This window comes from Magnetospirillum sulfuroxidans, from assembly GCF_018224925.1.
GTDB lineage: Bacteria > Pseudomonadota > Alphaproteobacteria > Rhodospirillales > Magnetospirillaceae > Magnetospirillum > Magnetospirillum sulfuroxidans.
The window spans coordinates 130,531-148,180 of sequence record NZ_JAGTUF010000008.1 but is presented as its reverse complement, the minus strand read 5'-3'; the positions used below and the strand labels follow the sequence as shown (position 1 = coordinate 148,180).

Here is a 17,650-nt window from a genome sequence, read left to right as displayed (position 1 = left end):
ATTACGCCATGCTGGCTCGCCAGCCCGTGGCCGCGTAACTCAAACCAAATGGCCTCCGGCAAACCCGGGGCGGTTCATCAGTCCCTGCCGACCGAAGCCGGACCAATGGCGGCCCTTGGCGGGACGTGGAAATAGCGGTTCCCGTCCGATGGGTACCCTGTCGTTTCGGCGGGAAACGGCCCTTCCTGTGCTGCCCTATGTGTGGTCGATCCGTGGTCAAACTATGGGTCTTCGGTGCCACCGCCTGCCGGGCCTGTCACGGCTTAACCTATCCGGTTCAGGCCGAACGAGAGGATGACCGGCTTGCCCGGCGTGCCAATAAAATCCGCATGCGCCTTGGAGAAGAACCGGGCTTGTCCTTCCCATTCCCCAGGCGCCCCAAAGGCATGCATCGCCGCACCTATGACCGGCTAGCCCAAGAGGTTTTCGATATCGAATGGCGCTTGGAAGCAATGCTTGCTGCAAAATGGCAAAGTATGTGCAGCCGCTTGGGCGTGACCGATATGGACATAGATTTTATCTAACCCTGGATGCCAATGCACCACCATCGGCATTCCACGTAGCCTCTGACAGCGGACCACAACCTTTACGGCATCGGGGAGCCTAGGGTGCTTATTCGATCAGCTTACCGACAGCCGGGGTACAAAAAGACGGGGGGACATTTATGATAGTTCCATCTTCCTTCAGGCATTTCCGCGCCCTTACATCAATTGCCGGGGGCTGCTCAGGCTTCGCCTGCATACAGGCCGTATAAATTTCCTGCCTTCGCATTCCCATGTCCATTGCAGACCCCACCACCGTTCGGTAGGAGTTGTCATACCCCCCCGCACGAGAAATGGCTTCAAACCTACATGTTGGGTCAGCTGAGTTGTCGGCCCATGAACCATAGGGGGCTGGAGCGCATGCAGATAAACCCAAGCCAAGGACCAAAATCACACGCCTCATATTGCCATCTCCTCGCAAATGCTCGCTTTAAGTTTATCCGGAGCGTGCGGAAAAGTCTAAGGGGGCGGTGTATCGCCAAGGCAGGGCCGAAGGGAGGCGTTAAGCTCGGAATTGTGGACCCGCAGCCTACCCGTAGCCCCCGAAGTGCCGCGCAAGAAAAAAGAGAAGCAGAAACCAGCGGCTTCCCACCTAGGTTAAACTGGGAAGCTTCCTAACCCGGAGAGGTGGCAACGGCTGTCCCGTCGTCGGGAGGGCCGAATATGGGGCTAAATTACTTCTAACCCCGGAGCGAAACTCCCAACAGCAAGCCTACGCCGAAGAGAAGCAGCAAAATGACCAGGGCTATACCGCCGCCGCGTTGTCGGGGTTGCTGTTGGCTACCCTGTCTTGCAGCATTCTCTCTTGCCATTGCGAAGGCTTCTTCGCGCACCAATTCGGTAAAGCGTCGCACGCCCTCTTCCCCGTATTGGGCGTGAACGATTTCCAGGAAGCGCGTGGCCTCTGCCGCAATTTCGGCGTGGTGGTTTATCGCATCGGGCGGAACGTGCGATAGCATCCTGCGGATTGCCGCCCGGTCAAACGGGTTATTCAAGGTGGGATGAGGCATCGCCGCACCTGCACCGCTGTTGCGCGTGTTGCCAGCCTAGCATAACCGGGAAAGCATATCGCAAGGTTCGCACCTTGGTACGCACATCTAACGCGCGCGGGGACAGGCGCCGAAGGATGGCGTTGCACCACCTTCCGGGAATGACTTTTCCGTATAATTTCCGTACAGAACGACAAAGGCCGCCCTAAGGCGGCCCTAAGTCATTGATTCGCTTGGCGTCCCCAGGGGGATTCGAACCCCCGTTACCGCCGTGAGAGGGCGGTGTCCTAGGCCTCTAGACGATGGGGACGTCTAAGCGCAAGGCAGGCTTTATGCCGAATGCGCCAAGGGGATGCAAGGGTTATTTTGCCTTGGGCGTACGCAGGGGAACCGGGCGGAAATTGCCGCGCTTTTCATCCATGCGGTGGCCCAGGGTCTGAATCGCTTGACCGTCCAATACACCGACGATTAGCCAAGCCATCTCCGGCTCGAAGGCCATGGCCCGATCCGTGGCCGAGGGCTCGGCGGTGCCGTCCGTATGGGAATGGTAATGGCCGATAATGCGGTCCTTGGTGCCGCTGTCGCGCAAGTCCTTTTCCACCGCGATGCGGGTTGCCGGGTCGAGTTCGAAGCGGTCCGGGGTTTCGGCCAGCAGATTTTCAGCCGGCACCACTCGGGTAACGCGGATCAGCTGTCCCTTGCCGCGCCCAATGATCAGGCCGCAGGCTTCGGCCGGGAATGCGGCTTCGGCCGCATCCACCATCTGTTTGGTCAATTGGGCGTCGATTTGTAAAATCATCGCGGCACCGGCGCTTCTGGGGTGGCGACGAAGCTGCCGGTGATCGCACCCGAGGCGGGATCAAGCACCACCAACCGTTCCGGCCCACCGCCAATCACCCGCAAGACCAAGCGGTCACTGACCACCAGAACCTGATCAATGCGCGAACCAGCCGGCAACGGCACGGAAATCGCGCCAAAATCGTCGGCAGCGACGCTGGATCGCGTGGGCTTTGTGGTGATTTTGCCGGCTTGGGAGTACAAACCCCACCCAAGCAGAGCCAATCCGCCAACCAGCAAGACACCCATAAATGCCACCAGGGCCTTGATCGCTTTCATCGCTTCAGATTCAATCCCAAACAAACCAATGACGAAAAGACCGCCGCCTTGACCAATGACGCCGACACCATATTACGCCCCGAAGCCGTTGGCGCCGAAGAAGCCGGCACCCGCCTGGATAAATGGTTGTCGGCGCGTCTGCCCGATCTATCGCGCACCCGGATCAAGGGGTTGATTGACGATGGCCGGGTCAGCGCGGCCGAGGTGACCATAACGGACGCCTCGGCCAGGGTCAAACCCGGTCAGAACTTTGTTATCGCCATTCCGCCCGACCGCCCCGCCGATCCCCTGCCCCAGGCCATGGATCTGACCGTGGTCTACGAGGATGACGACTTGATCGTCATCGACAAGCCGGCGGGTCTGGTGGTTCACCCCGCCCCCGGCAGCCCTGACCACACCCTGGTCAACGCGTTGCTGGCCCATTGCGGCGATTCGTTGTCCGGTATCGGCGGCGTGAAGCGCCCCGGCATCGTCCATCGCATCGACAAGGACACCAGCGGCCTGTTGGTGGTGGCCAAGAATGACCGCGCCCATCACGGACTGGCGGAACAATTCGCCAGCCATTCCCTGGAAAGACTATACCGCGCCCTGGTCTGGGGCGTGCCGACACCGCCGCAAGGCACGATCGAGGGCAATATTGGCCGCTCGCCCCAAGACCGCAAGAAAATGGCCATCGTCAGCCATGGCGGCAAGCCGGCGCTGACCCGTTATCGCCTTTTGCGCCCGCTGGCCGGCGGCACCGTATCGTTGGTGGAATGCCGGCTTGCCACCGGCCGCACCCACCAGATCCGCGTCCATATGACCTCGATTGGTCATCCGCTGGTCGGTGATCAGACCTATGGTCGCTCTCGCAGCGCCAAATTACGTCATCTCTCCGATTCAGCTCGGCACGCCTTGAGCTCCTTCCCCCGCCAAGCATTGCATGCAGCGACGCTCGGATTTAACCATCCAGTTTCTGGGGCAATACTGAGGTTTGAGAGCAATTTACCAAATGATTTCAATTGGTTGATTTCTATTTTAGAGGCTGTATGAATTTTAATTATACTTGAGCTGTCAACTCCGGTATTCTCCTATTCAGGCAGATGTGATACCACTTGTGCTTGACGCGCGGGAGCATGACGGCTGGTGGGAGGACCCAACCGTTTTGCTCCTTGGACGAGGAGATGAGAGATGACGGCCATCCCGAGCAACTTGTCGCTGGCGCCCGAGGGCAACCTCTCGCGCTATCTGCAAGAAATCCGCAAATTCCCCATGCTGGCCCCCGATGAAGAATACCAGCTGGCGAAACGCTATCGCGAACACGGTGACATGGACGCCGCCAATCGCCTGATCACCAGCCATTTGCGCCTGGTGGCCAAGATCGCCATGGGCTATCGCGGCTATGGACTGCCGGTGGGCGAACTGATTTCGGAAGGCAATGTCGGCATCATGCAGGCGGTCAAACGCTTTGACCCCGATCGCGGCTTCCGCTTGGCCACCTATGCCATGTGGTGGATCCGGGCCGCCGTGCAGGAATACATCTTGCACTCATGGTCCCTGGTTAAGATCGGCACCACCGCGGCGCAGAAAAAGCTGTTCTTCAATCTGCGCAAGCTGAAAGGCCAGATGCAGGCCATGGACGAAGGCGATCTGCCGCAGGAAACGGTCACGTCCATCGCCACCAAGCTTAGCGTGCCGGAAGTGGATGTGGTCAACATGAACCGCCGCTTGGCCAGCCCCGACCATTCCCTGAACGCCCCCGTGCGTATCGACGGCGATGGTGAATGGCAAGATTGGCTGGTCGACGACACCGAAAGCCAGGAAACCGAACTGGCCGACCGCGAGGAGCGCGGCATCCGCAGCAAATTGCTGTCAACCGCGCTGGATTCGCTGAACGCGCGCGAGCGTTCGATCCTGACCCAGCGCCGATTGAAGGACGAACCCGCGACCCTGGAAGATTTGTCGCAGCAATACGGCATCAGCCGCGAACGGGTCCGCCAGATCGAAGTTCGCGCCTTCGAGAAACTGCAAAAATCCATCTGCGGCAGCGCCGCCTGAAAACGATCAAGGCCGAGGGGACGATGAAGCGTCTCCTCGGCCCTGCCGTCTTGCAGCGATCGGCTATACCTTGACTTTGCGGTTGCCCTTGACCGCCTCCAGACACTCGGAGAACAGGTCCAGGTACTCCTTCCGGTTATAAGGTGTGCCCGATTCCGGGTAGCGCCACTCCAGTTCGCGCACGTCCTGGCTCAGGCGATACGCCACCAATTCCGGGCTGTCGCCATCCAATTCCATATCGGCCATGATCCGATCCTCAGTTGCTGACAAGAGATGTGGGGTTAATTGATGGTGACCGAGGAAACCCCGGCCATGCGGAAATAATCGATCCAAAAATCCCGAAGATCCTTGGCGGTGGCATCCGACAAAACCGGCCGGTTCTTGCGATCCCACAGATTGACGGTGAAGGATTTGACCATGACGCCGTCGAGACGGGGGATTTGTCCCAGCTCGGCGGCTTTTTCCAGCAAGCCATTACGGGTCCGGACATCCAACCCGGCATCCGGCTTCGGCGTCAGATCGGCCAACCGTCCCTCGATCATGTCCGAGGACAGAACCAGTCCCGCCAGACGCCCCTGAAATTGACGCCCCACGCTGGCGATGGTGTTGATAATCGCCGATTGCGGCGATTGTTGCAGACGATTGCGTTCGTCCACGGCAGCGTCCACCGCAGCCTTGACCGCATTATTAAATGCCGGCTCATCCACTTTCAGATCTTCGGGATTTTCGGGAGCTTCAAACAAGGAAGCGATCCCCTTGGGCCGCCCCGGACGGCAATCGTCGAACAGTTTTTTACTGGAGCCGATATCCTCGCGAATGGTGATGATGCGCAAGCGTTGCCCCATTTCGGTCATCAGCAAGGCTTGCGTCATGGCTTCCTTGGCGTCCTCGCGATCAGAGGCATTGGTAACCGGCAAGGTGCGGTCAATCATCAACACCACTATCTTGGGATTAGTGACCCGGTAGAACTTGCAAAACGCACCATCCTCGTGCTCGGGCGCGACCAATGCGGGCGAGACATTCTTTCGCGCCGCGGCAGCTCCGGCCTCCACCCCACCCATCAAAGCGCAGGACAGGACGGTCATGCTGGCAAAGAGGTAACGCACCCTCATGACACACCTCCTTCGAATTCCTTGCGCATGTCATCTTTGAGCCGGGTGATGCGATCGACACCAAAGACCGGCGGCACCGGCATCGACGAACGTTTGCTGCGGTTGCCGTCCTGATACGAAGTCAGGCGTTCCGCCAGCACACTGAGCGCCATCTCGATCATCGGGCGGCGGCTCTTGTTATTGCTTTCCATCTTATTTTTCAGTTGGGCGATATCGTATTCCACCCGTTGGTTATCCAAGTTCAGCCGGCGCTGACGGTCGTCGAAAGTGTCATTCAGGCCTTGCCGCGCCTGGCTATAGGCCCGCTCGATCTTGAAAAAGGCCGCACGGGCGTCCTTGCTTTCCTTGGTCAGGCGCTGGTAATCGGGGTTTCTGTCATGATGGAAGATCGACACCAGGCACCCAGCCAAGTAAACCGCGCAATTGACCGCCAGGAAGAACCACCCCGCCTCGACCGCCGCCGTCTGCTGCCGACCATAAAAGGTGGCGCCGATGAATTGCTGGCGCAGCGTATAGATGGACAAGATCATCGCCGCCGATAGCAACACCAGCAACACCACGGTCAACCAGAACAGCCACCGACTCCCGGTAAAGATCTGTGGCTGGCGCAAAGTCCGCCCCAGGGTATGGGCGAAATAGACCATGATTCCGCTCAACGCCAGGGCGACAATCAGTGAAAAAAACGGCGCTTCGCGAAAGATGGCCTGGACGGCGGGAATATTGATCGGCAGCTCGGCGGCAAAAATGATCACGAAAAAGGTGAAATAGGATTTGCGGCCAAGATAGCTTTGCAGCGGCCGATCCCCTTCGGCCTGACGCACGCTTTTAAGCTGTTCCTCGACCGTATCCGAATGTTCCTTGGCGTGGCGATATTCGGGACTGCCGCCGCCCTTGGCGGCGTGCAGCGCATCCTCGGCGGCGCGGCGCTCTGCCAAGGAATTCTCGCGGTCGCCGCTATAGGACGCGCTGCGTTCCTTCAAAGCGGCAAGCTGCCCGCCCAGATCATCCAACTCCATATCGGCATCTTTCAGATAGCCGGTGATGTCGGTGTGGGTTCGACTGATGACGTTGAGCTGATAACCGGTAAAGACCGCAGCCCCGCCATCAGGTTCGCCGGCCAGGGCGTCAGTCTCGCCACGGCGATAATCCGCCACGGAATCCTTACGTGTAAAGGTTTGATAATAATGCAGCGTCCGCCCGATTCCACCAATCATATCCCGCACACCCCCCCATAGAGGGATCAACAAGGGTATGGATACACGGTATTATGGTGCATGTGAATAAAATTCCATGTAATTTGTGTGCGATTATCAACCTATAGTTTTAATCGTCCTGCCGTCACACCGCACGAGATTCCATGCAAAATTCCCCCTCTTTGACCGTCCCGCTTCCCATGGCACCGCAACAGCCGGAAACGCCCCGTGGTTTCTGGCAGACGATCACGGCCTTCCTGCGCGGCACCTCGCCTTTGGATCCCATCCGCTATCGGCTGGATCGGCTCAATGACATTTCTTTGCGCACGTGGCTGCCAGCCCCGATACGCGAAGAAATCGGCCACAGCATTGCTCAGGGCAGCACCATTGCGGCCATTCGCACCAGCGGGTCCATGGCCATGGACCCGTGGGATATTGAACGAGCCTCGGCCATTTGGTGCGCCGAGGCGGATGGCATCATCCACAAAAGCAAATGGTTCTCGATCAGTGTCGGCCTGCTGGAAATCCTGCTGACGCTGGGAATCTTGTTCGGGGCGTTTTATTGGGCCTATTCGGAGTTAGCGAACGGATCGCTTGAAAAAACGATCCAATCCATCCTTCCCACCGAGTGGCAGACCATCGCCAACGGGGCAACGGCAAAAGGCGCATCTGCCGTCCACCCGCCGACCCTGGCCGACGTCTTTATAAAAATGCTGCGACTGGCGGCCATCGCCTCGGGCAGCACACTGATCGTCACCCTTGCCATCACCCTGCTCTGGTCCCGCGGCCCCCGTCGCTGGGGCATGGTTCTGGCCATTTGTCTGTGTGCGCCGGCCATCACCTTGTTTGCCGCCCTGGGTTATACCTTGGCCCACCAGATCAATTTATACAACCAAACCGTGCTGAAACGAGAGGCTGCCGAGGCCAACCTCCTGACCCTCGAGCAATCACTGAGGGATAAACGGACGGAATTGAACAAGGGAACAGCCGCTCACAAGGCTATGATCAAGGACCTGAAGGCTTACGCCATTGCCAGGGCCGCCATACAAAGCCAAAGCGGCGAAGCAACCAAAGACGTCTTGACCCGTATCTCAAGACATTTTGCCACCGATACGTCTATCGCCAAGAATGCTCAGACCGAGCGCAAGATGCTGGAAACCGTCATCGATGCCTCGGTGAAGAGCTTGGAAAGCAAACTGTTGGTCATCCGCCAAAATGACAAAAATACGCAGACCGACAGCAAGGCGCAGGAAGCGGCCATCGACACTTCAGGGAAGCTCTTGGTGAGCGCCCCCTCCGCCGTTGCCCCAAATGACGACAAACCACAGCTAGAAACAAAAGCGTCCCCATGGGCCAAGCTCGTCGCGTCTTTCGTCACGCCGTCTCCGTGGCGAAGCCCCCCCGTTACAGCCGCATCAGCGCAAACCAATCAAGCTCCGCCCCCTGGTGAAGAAGTGCCATCGCCAAATCATCATCGCAAGGGGGTGCAATCGGTGGCCGCAGCGGAAATCCAGGCGGCTGAACAGCAAAAAATCATCGACGAAATCGATCGCCTGAACCAATTGAAGCAAATGTTGGAAAACACCAGCGACCAGGCCCTGACCCGAGAGATCGCACACGTGGCTATTGCGGCCGCAGCCGAAAGCGCCTCGAAACAGGAGATCAATGCAGCCCTGATCGACTACATCGACGAGCTAACTAGCTTGAGCACAGAACAAGTTATTCTTCTTAAGAGGAGCAAAGACAACAATGAACAAGATGTTAATAAAAATATTCCACTTTTAATCAATACGGCAAAATTAGAAACTACGGCAGCTAGAAAAGAAGAAATGAACGAATACTCAATGATAAAAAATAATCTTGGCGATGTAAGGCACTTGATTATCGGCAACACATCAAAAATGAGCGCTCAACGAGAGCAAACTAAATATAATTCAACCATAATGAACAGCATCAACAACGGCACGCAGGTCATTCTCATATTTGTCTTAGCTACGCTCATGATTGTCTGCTCAAATGAAGTTATCTTCATTATCAGCGTCGGCGCATCTGTATTACTATTCCCTTTCGCGGTCCATTCTATCCTTGGAATGTTCGGAACCCCTCTGCGAGCTGGGTTCCGCTGGCGCAACAGCATCGGCCGGATCCTGATGCTCATCGGCGGCGCCATGGCCCTGTACTGGACCATCTGCCTGATCGGGTCCCTGTTCAGTTAGGGATCGCATCCGTGTGGGAAAGACCCATGTCAGCGATACGGCGAAATCACCCTTTCTTGGTGACTTCCGGCCCCCATTCCTCGATCAGCCGCTTTTGCGCCGATTTCAAAGCCGAGACGCGGCGGTCGGTGGTGAAGGCCAGCCAGCTTTTGACCAGGGGCGGGGTGACAATATACATGGCCCAGCCTGCCCCCGACGCGCCATAGGCCCACAACAAGACGTTGGCGTCGGACAACATGTTCAATGCCTCGTCCAGGGTATGGACGCCGAACCACAGATCAAACAAGAAAGGAATGATGCCGGCGAAGTTGAAACCGCCGACACACAGCCAAGCATATTTATTCTTGCCCTTTTCCCCCGCCCAAGCACCTAAAGTAGGCAAGCCGCAGAAAAACAGCAAGGTGACGGTGGGCAGCGAGAACGGGATCAACGCCGCCAGAATCATCAACACGACGATCTTGTTGGAGCCGCCGCCGCCTTTTTTACCCTTGGCCGCCGCCTGCGCCTGTTTGACCGCCGAGATCGGTTTCTTTGCCATGACCGCGCCCCTACCAGACCCGCATGATAACGACGATGGTGGTGGTGATCATGGCGATCAAAATGCCGATCACCGAAGCGGTCTGCCGGCCGGTACGGTCACCTTCCTCCGCCCGCTCCTCGTCATCGGTCTGCACCCGCTTGACCTCTTCCTCAGCCGCTTGATATTGCGCCTGAGCCCAGGCGAATTCGTTGTGATCCTTTTCGCGGGCTTCCTGATTTTCCAAAAGATTATAGATTTCGACGATCGAGCCACGCCGGATCATCTTCGGCAGGTCTTTTTCCAATTCCTTGCGACGATCACGCGAATGAAAGGCGCCAACGACGGGGCCGACCATGGCCCCGCACCACGCCGCCAGACCAGGGACCGATTCCGGCCCCAACCGGTACTGGAACACCGCATACATATTGAGCAGGGCCAACAATGATTTTGACGGGTCCGGGTCGTTGAGCGCCGTTAAGTTGCGATCAATGTCGCTGCGTGCCCGCGCCCCCATGAAGGCCGCAATGTGCCGGTCCACCGGCGGCTGCTTGGAATCCTCGCGCTTGGCCGCGGCCGCGTTCAACGCCGGCAGCAATTCCTTGAGCACGACGACATAATCTTCCCCCAACAGCGAGCTTTGGCACGGCAAAGCGTCATTGAGTTCGTAAAGGCAGCGTTCCAGGCCAAAGCCCATGCCGGTCTGCGACAGATAATTCTTCAACTCGCGGAAATTGCCTTCCATCAGTGAATTATCAGGCAAATAGGAATGCCGCGCCTCGAACCACAAGCGCGGCACCTCGCGCAGGATAATTTCCACCAACAAGCGGGTGTCGCCCTTTTGTGCCATCACCGCCGCCAGGGCCGAGCCAAAGCCATCGGGCATGGCGTTGAAGCCCTTGTAGCGAATGGGCGCGGTGGGATCGAGGATGTTAAGCACCTTGCACAGCATCAAATCCGATGATGACCGCTTATCGCCGGAACCGGTCAAGGCCATGCGCACCACGTCGGAAACCACCTGGGCCCGGTCCTTGTCCTCGACGGCGCGGCGCAGCCACAATTCCAGCTTGCCTTCCAGCACCGGCGGGATCGCCGCCTCCCAATTCCGGGCCATGGCCTGGGCCAATTCACGGCAATTGAAATATTCCTTGCTGTTAAACGGGAAACCACGGGCGGCCCGCTTTTCCACCCGTTGCTGCAAGGGGGACAACCGGCGCCCGGACAACCACAAATCCAACGCCTCGATATCCCAGCGCTGTTCGGGGGCGTCACACAACAGACCGCGCAGCAATTCGATCAGGGCCATCGGCAACCGTTCTTCGCCGACCAAGGTGGCGTAAGAGCCGTGCTGAATCTTCATCTTCAGCAACGTTTCTTCGTCCATGTGGGCGACCGGATTGCGCCCCAGAAACAAGAAGACGATGGTGACGCCCAACGCGTACAAATCGTCGGAATAGGTCCCCGAACCGCGCGCCACCGGATTGGCCATGCCGGCTTCGACGCTTTCGAACAACAACGGCTGATCAAAGGCCGGCGGCGTCGAGACGCAATCGCCCAGCGCCAAACGTTCGCCGGCGTCATCCATGTAAAACAGGTTGGTGGCCCGGATGGCGCGGTGGGTGATGCCGCGATTGGTCAATTCCTTGATCGCCGATACCAGCGGCTCGATGACCTTGCGACCGATCTCGTATTCGTCGATGCGGCGGAATTCCTGGCGCAGATTGGTCATCAGCCGCTTGCCGACCGGCCGTTCGTACACCACGGTCATGCATTGGCGGCCCAGGGGCGGCCAGGTCATCGCCCCCCATTCGACCAATTGCACCAGCCCCGGCGCCTGCAAGCCCTTCAAGGCACGCATGACGTTAACGCGCGGCGGTAATTCCGGCCGGCAGATCAGGGCGTAAAGTTGGCGGTTGGCGTCGCGCTTATCCTCGGCGACAAAGGCTTCGGCGTTAGGAGTCGAGAGCTCGGGAATCGGTTGATTGGAACGGATGGTATAACGGTCGCGCAGAACCCCAGGCTGCCCCGAGGCCGCCACACTTTCCAGTTCCGCGCCATTTGCTTCAGCGGCTTCCGCCATTCTCGCGTTCGTCCCTGTGAGCACCAACCCGCGCCGTCAACCTTTGTAAGGGCCAATGGGCGCGGGCTCAAGCGTCATCGCGGTCAGGACGCGAAAGGATCATTCACCAAGATCGTGTCTTCACGCTCGGGGCTGGTGGACAACATGGACACCGGCGCTTCGATCAGTTCCTCGATGCGGCGGATGTACTTGATGGCGGTGGCCGGCAGATCGACCCACGACCGCGCCCCACGGGTGGATTGGGTCCAGCCCTCGATGGTCTCGTAGACCGGCTCGACCTCGGCCTGGGCGCTTTGCGACGCCGGCAGATGGTTGATGATCTCGCCCTTGTACTTGTAGGCGGTGCAGATCTTCAATTCCTCGATGCCGTCGAGCACGTCGAGCTTGGTCAAGGCGATGCCGTTGACGCCACCGACCTTGACGGCTTGGCGCACCAGCACCGCGTCGAACCAACCGCACCGGCGACGACGACCGGTAACGGTGCCGAATTCATGACCACGGTCGCCGATCAGATGACCGATATCGTTGTCTTGCTCGGTCGGGAACGGGCCAGCGCCGACGCGCGTGGTGTAAGCCTTGCAAATCCCCAGCACATAGCCAACCTGGCCGGGGCCGACGCCCGATCCGGTCCCGGCATTGCCCGACACCGTCGATGACGAGGTGACGAAGGGATAGGTGCCGTGGTCAACGTCGAGCATGGCGCCTTGGGCGCCTTCGAACAGCACGCGCTTCCTGGTGTGGCGGATTTCGTCCAGACGCTGCCACACCACATCGGCGAACGGCAGAATCTTCGGCGCCACGTCCTTGATCTGGCGCAAGATTTCCTCGCCGTCCAACGGCTTGGCCCCCAGACCGGCCAGTAGCGCGTTGTGATGGGTCAAAAGCTTGTCCAGCTTGGCTTCCAGCACCGCGTCGTCGGCCAGATCGCAAACGCGGATGGCCCGACGGCCGACGCGATCTTCATAGGCCGGGCCGATGCCGCGACCGGTGGTGCCGATCTTGGACGACCCCGAAGCTTCTTCGCGCGCGCGGTCAAGATGACCATGCAACGGCAGGATCAGGCAGGCATTCTCGGCGATCTTCAAGACGTCGGGGGTGATGTTGACGCCCTGATCTTGGATGCGCTTGATTTCATCGAGCAACGCCCACGGATCGACAACGACGCCGTTGCCGATGATCGACAGCTTGCCGCGCACCACGCCCGACGGCAGCAGCGACAGCTTGTAGACCACGCCATTGATGACCAGGGTATGGCCGGCATTGTGGCCGCCCTGGAAACGCACAACCACGTCGGCCCGCTCGGACAGCCAGTCGACGACCTTGCCCTTGCCCTCGTCGCCCCACTGGGCGCCGACCACCGCAACATTCGCCATCTTACCTAATCCCTATTCCACAGACTTCACGCCATCGGCCATCAAGACATGACCGCACCCCAATCTTTTCGCCTCGGCCGCATTATCGGCCACGGCCTGCAATCCCGCCACCGTCACCCAGCCCTGCGCCCGCAGCGCCTGCGCCAGCGCGCGCGGCGTTCCGACCGGAATAAAGGCGCGCTGGACCGCAACCGGCCCCGGCAACGCCGCCAACACCGTATCGAGAAACAAGGTCGCCCCGGTCGCCGGCTCGGTGCCCCCGGCCAGATAACGGCCGCCGCGTCCCAGTTCACCGGAAATGTTCTGACCGAACAAGGTAAAGGATATGCCCGTGTGATATTCAAAGCCGCGATTTTCCACCGGATCGATGGTCAAGGTCACTTCCGGAATGGCCGCGGCGATCAGACCAACCACCTCGGCCAAGCGATCACGCTCGGCGGCGGCGGCTTCGGGCAGCTCCAGCCCGGCCAAAAGCGACAACGCCCGCTCGGCCGGACCGGCGGCTTGCAACAAGGCCGACAGCAGCGCGGCGGCGGCGCCGCCCAGCGCCAGCACGGCGGCGGCGTCCTTGTGGTCAAGCGAACCGCGCAGGGTTTCCTCGGCCAGGTTCAGACCGGACAAGAGGGCCGGCACCAAGGTCGGCAATGACAGATCGATGGAAACGCCCGGCACCCCCAAGGCAACCAGGGCTTCCGCCGCCAAGATGGCGACTTCGGCATCGGCTTCGGGACAATCGATGCCGATCAATTCGATGCCGGCTTGGCCGAACTGGCGTTCGGGCCGCAATTGACTGCCCTTCACCCGCAACACCTGACCGGCATAAGACAGGCGCAACGGCCGGGGCGAGCCGGCCAGACGGGTTCGGGCGATGCGAGCCACCTGCGGCGTCATGTCAGGACGCACACCCATCATCTTTTGGGTCACCGGGTCCATAACGCGGAAGCATTGCTTGGCCATGGCGGCGCCGACACCGTCGAGCAGCGTATCCTCGAACTCGATCAGCGGCGGCTTGACCCGGTCATAGCCCTGGGCGCTGAAATGGGCCGAGACGCGGCTGACCACGTCCGCCTCGAATTCGGCATCCAGGGGGAGAATGTCGCGCAAACCGTTGGGCAGCAGCGCGTTCTTGGCGAAATCATTCATAAAATTCGGCAAATCGGCATGGTGGCGGAACAACGCAACCGTCCCCGGTCACGACAGCAGACCGGTTTATCGCGTTTGCCCGACAGGGGCAAACGGAAAACAGTGAAAGCGATTTCAGAACGTACCGCGGCAGCTCAGATCATCCAAAGCCTGCATCACCCCCTGCGATGCCTGGGCGGCCAATTGCACGCAATGCAAGGCGCCGTCGATGTCGCCGGATTGATAAAGCCGGGCGGCGTCGATGCCGTGTTGGTGAACCATGCGATGCGGTTCTTCCAACGCGGCAAAGGCCGGATGATTGCGGATTCCAGGATCGGTGACGGTCGCGCACCACCGCCCCAGGCGGCATTGGCTATGATCGGCCAGTTCATCGGGACGCAGGGTTTCCCGCCCGACCAGCATGTCGGCCAACCGCTTGCGCCAAATCATGTGATCGGACTTGGCCACATGAATGGTCAAATCTTCGATCTCCAACTCGGCCATGTCGGCCAAGGTCCGTGCGATCACCTTGGCCGCCCGGTCCATTTCCTCGGCCACTTGGCCGATGGTCGCCACATTGCGCCCCGACATTTCGGCGATGACGCCAACCCCGTGCGACACTTCTTCCGACGCGGCGGTCTGCTGGGTCAGGATCGAAGCGATCCCCTGCATGCGCCCGGTGACTTCGGCCACCTGGGTCGAGACTTGCCGCATGTTTTCGCCGGTCACCCGGATCACCGCCTGGCCTGCTTCGACAGCATGCGCGCCGTCTTCCATGGTGACAACGATATCGGACATTTCCTGGCGCAGGTTTTCGATGCGGGCGCGGATGTCGATGGTGGCCTTCGCGGTCTGGTTCGCCAGATGCTTGACCTCGTTGGCGACGACGGCGAAGCCTTTGCCGGCATCCCCGGCTCGCGCCGCTTCGATGGTGGCGTTGAGCGCCAACAGATTGGTCTGCCGGGCGATGGCTTCGATCTGGTTGATGATGTCGCCAATCTGAGCCGAGGCTTGCCCCAGGCTTTCCACCTTGGTCACCGCGGCCTCGACCGCATGGGCGATGGATTGCATGGTCTCCACCGCCTGTTCGGCCGCCTTTTGTCCTTCCAGGGCGGCGATTTCGGCGGATTGCGCCTCGGCGGCGGCACCGTTGGAATTCTCGGCGATCTGGCCGACGCTCGTCACCAATTGCTCGGCGGCGGCGGCGATGGTCTGGCTGCGACGATCGGCTTCACTGACCGAACGCATCATGCCGGCGTTCTCGGTCACCGCTTCATTGATGCTGATCGACATCTCGACATTGCGCTTGAGTTCCCCCAGCGCCCGCTTTTCCAGCTGTTCGGCCATCGCCTTGATCTTCTTGCCGACGCTGCACCGCCCCTCGGGCACCGAGTGGTAGCGTCCGGCCAGAATCATGTCCAACATCTCGTCGATAATGGCCAGACGATCCGCGCTCAACTCTTCATCGGGACGCGATTGATCCTGAACCGGCGGCGGCTTCGGCTTTTGACGTGCGGCGAACATGATTCCCCCCTGGAATGGTCGTGTCGGCAATGACGTATTCTATTGGGCATGCCCCACGGCCGGGAAGCAAAGCACGGGATGTATATCTACCCCAGGTGCTGCCAATTGACATTTATCATTCACTTTAGGATGGGGGATATACTCCTTAAGGAGTATGTTCAGCAAGTGTGAATGTTATGTGACAAGGCAAAACCCCTCCCCGTCGCCGGGAAGGGGTTTGACATGAAAGCAGATGGTCTCAGAAGCTCAGCGATTTGGCCTGCACCACATGGGGCAGTTCGCACACCGCCGCAAGGATGGCATCGGTCAGCGGCTGATCGACCTGGGTCAGCAAGATGGCGTCGCCGCCGGATTCAGACCGGCCCAGATGGAACGTGGCGATATTGACGCCCCGCGCCCCCAACAGACTGCCCAGGGCGCCGATGAAACCGGGCTTGTCCTGATTGGTGACATACAGCATGTGGCTGCCCAACTCGGCCTCGATCGGAATACCCTTGATCGCCACCACACGCGGCTTGTCGCCACCGAACAGCGTGCCGGCAACATCGCGGGTGCGTTGTTCGGTCACCACGGTGACGCGGATCAGGGTGTTGTAATCGCCCTTGCGTTCATTGGTGACTTCCGACACCTCGATGCCGCGATCCTTGGCCACCAGCGGCGCATTGACCAGATTGACCGATTCCATCATCGGCCGGAACAGGCTTTCCAGCACGATGGCGGTCAACGGTTTGGTGTTCAGACTGGCCACATGACCTTCATATTCGATCTGCACCGCCTTGATGGCGTGCTCGGTCAACTGACCGGCAAAACTGCCCAACTGCCCCGCCAGCTTCATATAAGGTTTCAGCTTGGGCGCGTCCTCGGCCGAGACCGGCACCATGTTCAGCGCGTTGGCGACAATGCCCGACAGCAGAAAATCGGACATTTGCTCGGCCACCTGCAACGCCTGATTTTCCTGCGCCTCGGCGGTCGAGGCGCCCAGATGCGGCGTGCACACCACCTGTTCCAATCCGAACAGACAATTCTCGGTCGCCGGTTCGACCTGATAAACGTCAAGCGCCGCCCCGGCCACCTTGCCGGAAAGGATGGCGGCCCGCAGATCGGCTTCGTTGATCAGACCGCCACGGGCGCAATTGACGATGCGGACGCCGTCTTTCATCAGGGCGATGGAATCGGCACAGATCAGGTTACGGGTGGCCTCGGTCAACGGCGTATGCAGACTGATGAAATCGGCGCGCGCGAACAAGCTGTCCAGATCGACCTTTTCGATGCACATGTCCTTGGCCCGGTCTTCGGACAGGAACGGATCAAAGGCGACCACCCGCATGTTCAGGCCCAAGGCGCGGTCGGCGACGATGGCGCCGATATTGCCGCTGCCGATGATGCCCAAAGTCTTGCCGGTCAATTCGACGCCCATGAAACGGGATTTCTCCCATTTGCCGGCATGAGTTGACCCGTTGGCGGCGGGAATTTGGCGAGCAAGCGAAAACATCAGGGCAATGGCGTGTTCGGCGGTGGTCACCGAATTGCCGAACGGCGTGTTCATCACCACCACCCCCTGGTCGGTGGCGGCGGCCAAGTCGATGTTATCGGTGCCGATGCCGGCGCGGCCGACGACTTTCAGCTTGGTGGCGCAGGCCAGCAATTCGGCGCTGACCTTGGTCCCCGACCGCACGGCCAAGCCATCATATTCACCGATGATCGCCTTGAGTTCATCGACCGACAGCCCTGGCCGCACATCGACCTCAATGCCGTGATGGGAAAACGCCTGCACGGCAGCCTGGCTGAACCTGTCGCTAATCAGAACCTTGGGCATGACGACACTTCCC

At 59.6% G+C, this 17,650-nt stretch carries 16 protein-coding genes and 1 tRNA gene; 4 read left to right on the top strand and 13 right to left on the bottom strand.

What is annotated here, in order from left to right:
* Window positions 1–212 precede the first annotated feature (212 nt).
* On the top strand, window positions 213–524 hold the full coding sequence (locus KEC16_RS10700; protein ID WP_211548660.1) for a hypothetical protein: 312 nt from the start codon (window positions 213–215) through the stop codon (window positions 522–524).
* Window positions 525–1,222: 698 nt separating this feature from the next.
* Here the strand turns inward: KEC16_RS10700 and KEC16_RS10695 are convergent.
* The 4 genes from KEC16_RS10695 to KEC16_RS19835 all read right to left on the bottom strand — a co-directional run bounded on the left by KEC16_RS10695 (window position 1,223) and on the right by KEC16_RS19835 (window position 2,647).
* Entirely contained in the window at window positions 1,223–1,552 is a 330-nt protein-coding gene (locus tag KEC16_RS10695) for a hypothetical protein (protein ID WP_211548658.1), read from the bottom strand.
* Between the two features lie 213 nt (window positions 1,553–1,765).
* Window positions 1,766–1,841, bottom strand: a tRNA-Glu gene (locus tag KEC16_RS10690).
* A 51-nt stretch (window positions 1,842–1,892) separates the two neighbouring features.
* Window positions 1,893–2,330: a M67 family metallopeptidase gene (locus tag KEC16_RS10685; protein WP_249209075.1), complete on the bottom strand. Its 438-nt coding sequence runs from the start codon at window positions 2,328–2,330 to the stop codon at window positions 1,893–1,895.
* Window positions 2,327–2,647, bottom strand: coding sequence for a hypothetical protein (locus tag KEC16_RS19835; protein WP_249209073.1), 321 nt, complete (start codon window positions 2,645–2,647; stop codon window positions 2,327–2,329). Before KEC16_RS19835 ends, KEC16_RS10685 begins: the two co-directional genes overlap by 4 nt.
* Window positions 2,648–2,695: 48 nt before the next feature.
* Here KEC16_RS19835 and KEC16_RS10680 point away from each other — a divergent pair, with 48 nt between their 5' ends.
* Window positions 2,696–3,679 carry an RluA family pseudouridine synthase gene (locus KEC16_RS10680; protein ID WP_249209071.1) on the top strand — a complete coding sequence of 328 codons (984 nt, stop codon included), beginning with the start codon at window positions 2,696–2,698 and terminating at the stop codon, window positions 3,677–3,679.
* Window positions 3,680–3,817: 138 nt separating this feature from the next.
* Window positions 3,818–4,684, top strand: a complete 867-nt coding sequence (gene rpoH / locus KEC16_RS10675) for an RNA polymerase sigma factor RpoH (protein WP_211548655.1) — start codon at window positions 3,818–3,820, stop codon at window positions 4,682–4,684.
* Between the two features lie 63 nt (window positions 4,685–4,747).
* Here the strand turns inward: rpoH and KEC16_RS10670 are convergent, their stop codons facing one another.
* The 3 genes from KEC16_RS10670 to KEC16_RS10660 are packed head-to-tail and all read right to left on the bottom strand — an operon-like array spanning window position 4,748 to window position 6,950.
* Complete coding sequence (locus KEC16_RS10670; protein ID WP_211548654.1) at window positions 4,748–4,930, bottom strand: hypothetical protein; 183 nt, start codon at window positions 4,928–4,930, stop codon at window positions 4,748–4,750.
* Between the two features lie 35 nt (window positions 4,931–4,965).
* Window positions 4,966–5,796, bottom strand: a complete 831-nt coding sequence (locus tag KEC16_RS10665) for a hypothetical protein (RefSeq protein WP_211548653.1) — start codon at window positions 5,794–5,796, stop codon at window positions 4,966–4,968.
* Complete coding sequence (locus KEC16_RS10660; protein WP_211548652.1) at window positions 5,793–6,950, bottom strand: hypothetical protein; 1,158 nt, start codon at window positions 6,948–6,950, stop codon at window positions 5,793–5,795. Before KEC16_RS10660 ends, KEC16_RS10665 begins: the two co-directional genes overlap by 4 nt.
* A gap of 203 nt (window positions 6,951–7,153) precedes the next feature.
* Between KEC16_RS10660 and KEC16_RS10655 the strand changes: the two genes are divergently transcribed.
* Window positions 7,154–9,205, top strand: a complete 2,052-nt coding sequence (locus KEC16_RS10655; RefSeq protein ID WP_211548649.1) for a hypothetical protein — start codon at window positions 7,154–7,156, stop codon at window positions 9,203–9,205.
* A 46-nt stretch (window positions 9,206–9,251) separates the two neighbouring features.
* On the opposite strand, the gene KEC16_RS10650 is transcribed toward KEC16_RS10655, so the two are convergent.
* From KEC16_RS10650 to serA, 6 genes are all read right to left on the bottom strand, one after another.
* Window positions 9,252–9,743 (bottom strand): acyl-CoA synthetase, encoded by a 492-nt coding sequence (locus tag KEC16_RS10650; protein ID WP_211548647.1) that lies wholly within the window; start codon window positions 9,741–9,743, stop codon window positions 9,252–9,254.
* 10 nt (window positions 9,744–9,753) lie between these two features.
* Window positions 9,754–11,802: a protein kinase family protein gene (locus KEC16_RS10645; protein ID WP_211548646.1), complete on the bottom strand. Its 2,049-nt coding sequence runs from the start codon at window positions 11,800–11,802 to the stop codon at window positions 9,754–9,756.
* Window positions 11,803–11,885: 83 nt separating this feature from the next.
* Complete coding sequence (locus tag KEC16_RS10640; RefSeq protein ID WP_211548644.1) at window positions 11,886–13,175, bottom strand: adenylosuccinate synthase; 1,290 nt, start codon at window positions 13,173–13,175, stop codon at window positions 11,886–11,888.
* A gap of 12 nt (window positions 13,176–13,187) precedes the next feature.
* Entirely contained in the window at window positions 13,188–14,318 is a 1,131-nt protein-coding gene (locus KEC16_RS10635) for an ATP phosphoribosyltransferase regulatory subunit (RefSeq protein WP_211548642.1), read from the bottom strand.
* Between the two features lie 114 nt (window positions 14,319–14,432).
* Window positions 14,433–15,821 (bottom strand): methyl-accepting chemotaxis protein, encoded by a 1,389-nt coding sequence (locus KEC16_RS10630; protein ID WP_211548640.1) that lies wholly within the window; start codon window positions 15,819–15,821, stop codon window positions 14,433–14,435.
* Between the two features lie 238 nt (window positions 15,822–16,059).
* A complete protein-coding gene (serA, locus tag KEC16_RS10625; RefSeq protein ID WP_211548638.1) occupies window positions 16,060–17,637 on the bottom strand; it encodes a phosphoglycerate dehydrogenase in 1,578 nt (525 codons plus the stop codon).
* Between the last annotated feature and the right edge of the window lie 13 nt (window positions 17,638–17,650).

What these genes read in the sequence shown, in the direction of transcription:
- KEC16_RS19835 (WP_249209073.1), bottom strand. Translation starts at nt 2,647, where the DNA reads ATGAAAGCGATCAAGGCCCTGGTGGCATTTATGGGTGTCTTGCTGGTT.
- KEC16_RS10630 (WP_211548640.1), bottom strand. Translation starts at nt 15,821, where the DNA reads ATGTTCGCCGCACGTCAAAAGCCGAAGCCGCCGCCGGTTCAGGATCAA.
- KEC16_RS10650 (WP_211548647.1), bottom strand. Translation starts at nt 9,743, where the DNA reads ATGGCAAAGAAACCGATCTCGGCGGTCAAACAGGCGCAGGCGGCGGCC.
- KEC16_RS10685 (WP_249209075.1), bottom strand. Translation starts at nt 2,330, where the DNA reads ATGATTTTACAAATCGACGCCCAATTGACCAAACAGATGGTGGATGCG.
- KEC16_RS10645 (WP_211548646.1), bottom strand. Translation starts at nt 11,802, where the DNA reads ATGGCGGAAGCCGCTGAAGCAAATGGCGCGGAACTGGAAAGTGTGGCG.
- KEC16_RS10695 (WP_211548658.1), bottom strand. Translation starts at nt 1,552, where the DNA reads ATGCCTCATCCCACCTTGAATAACCCGTTTGACCGGGCGGCAATCCGC.
- KEC16_RS10640 (WP_211548644.1), bottom strand. Translation starts at nt 13,175, where the DNA reads ATGGCGAATGTTGCGGTGGTCGGCGCCCAGTGGGGCGACGAGGGCAAG.
- serA (WP_211548638.1), bottom strand. Translation starts at nt 17,637, where the DNA reads ATGCCCAAGGTTCTGATTAGCGACAGGTTCAGCCAGGCTGCCGTGCAG.
- KEC16_RS10665 (WP_211548653.1), bottom strand. Translation starts at nt 5,796, where the DNA reads ATGAGGGTGCGTTACCTCTTTGCCAGCATGACCGTCCTGTCCTGCGCT.
- KEC16_RS10655 (WP_211548649.1), top strand. Translation starts at nt 7,154, where the DNA reads ATGCAAAATTCCCCCTCTTTGACCGTCCCGCTTCCCATGGCACCGCAA.
- KEC16_RS10635 (WP_211548642.1), bottom strand. Translation starts at nt 14,318, where the DNA reads ATGAATGATTTCGCCAAGAACGCGCTGCTGCCCAACGGTTTGCGCGAC.
- KEC16_RS10670 (WP_211548654.1), bottom strand. Translation starts at nt 4,930, where the DNA reads ATGGCCGATATGGAATTGGATGGCGACAGCCCGGAATTGGTGGCGTAT.
- rpoH (WP_211548655.1), top strand. Translation starts at nt 3,818, where the DNA reads ATGACGGCCATCCCGAGCAACTTGTCGCTGGCGCCCGAGGGCAACCTC.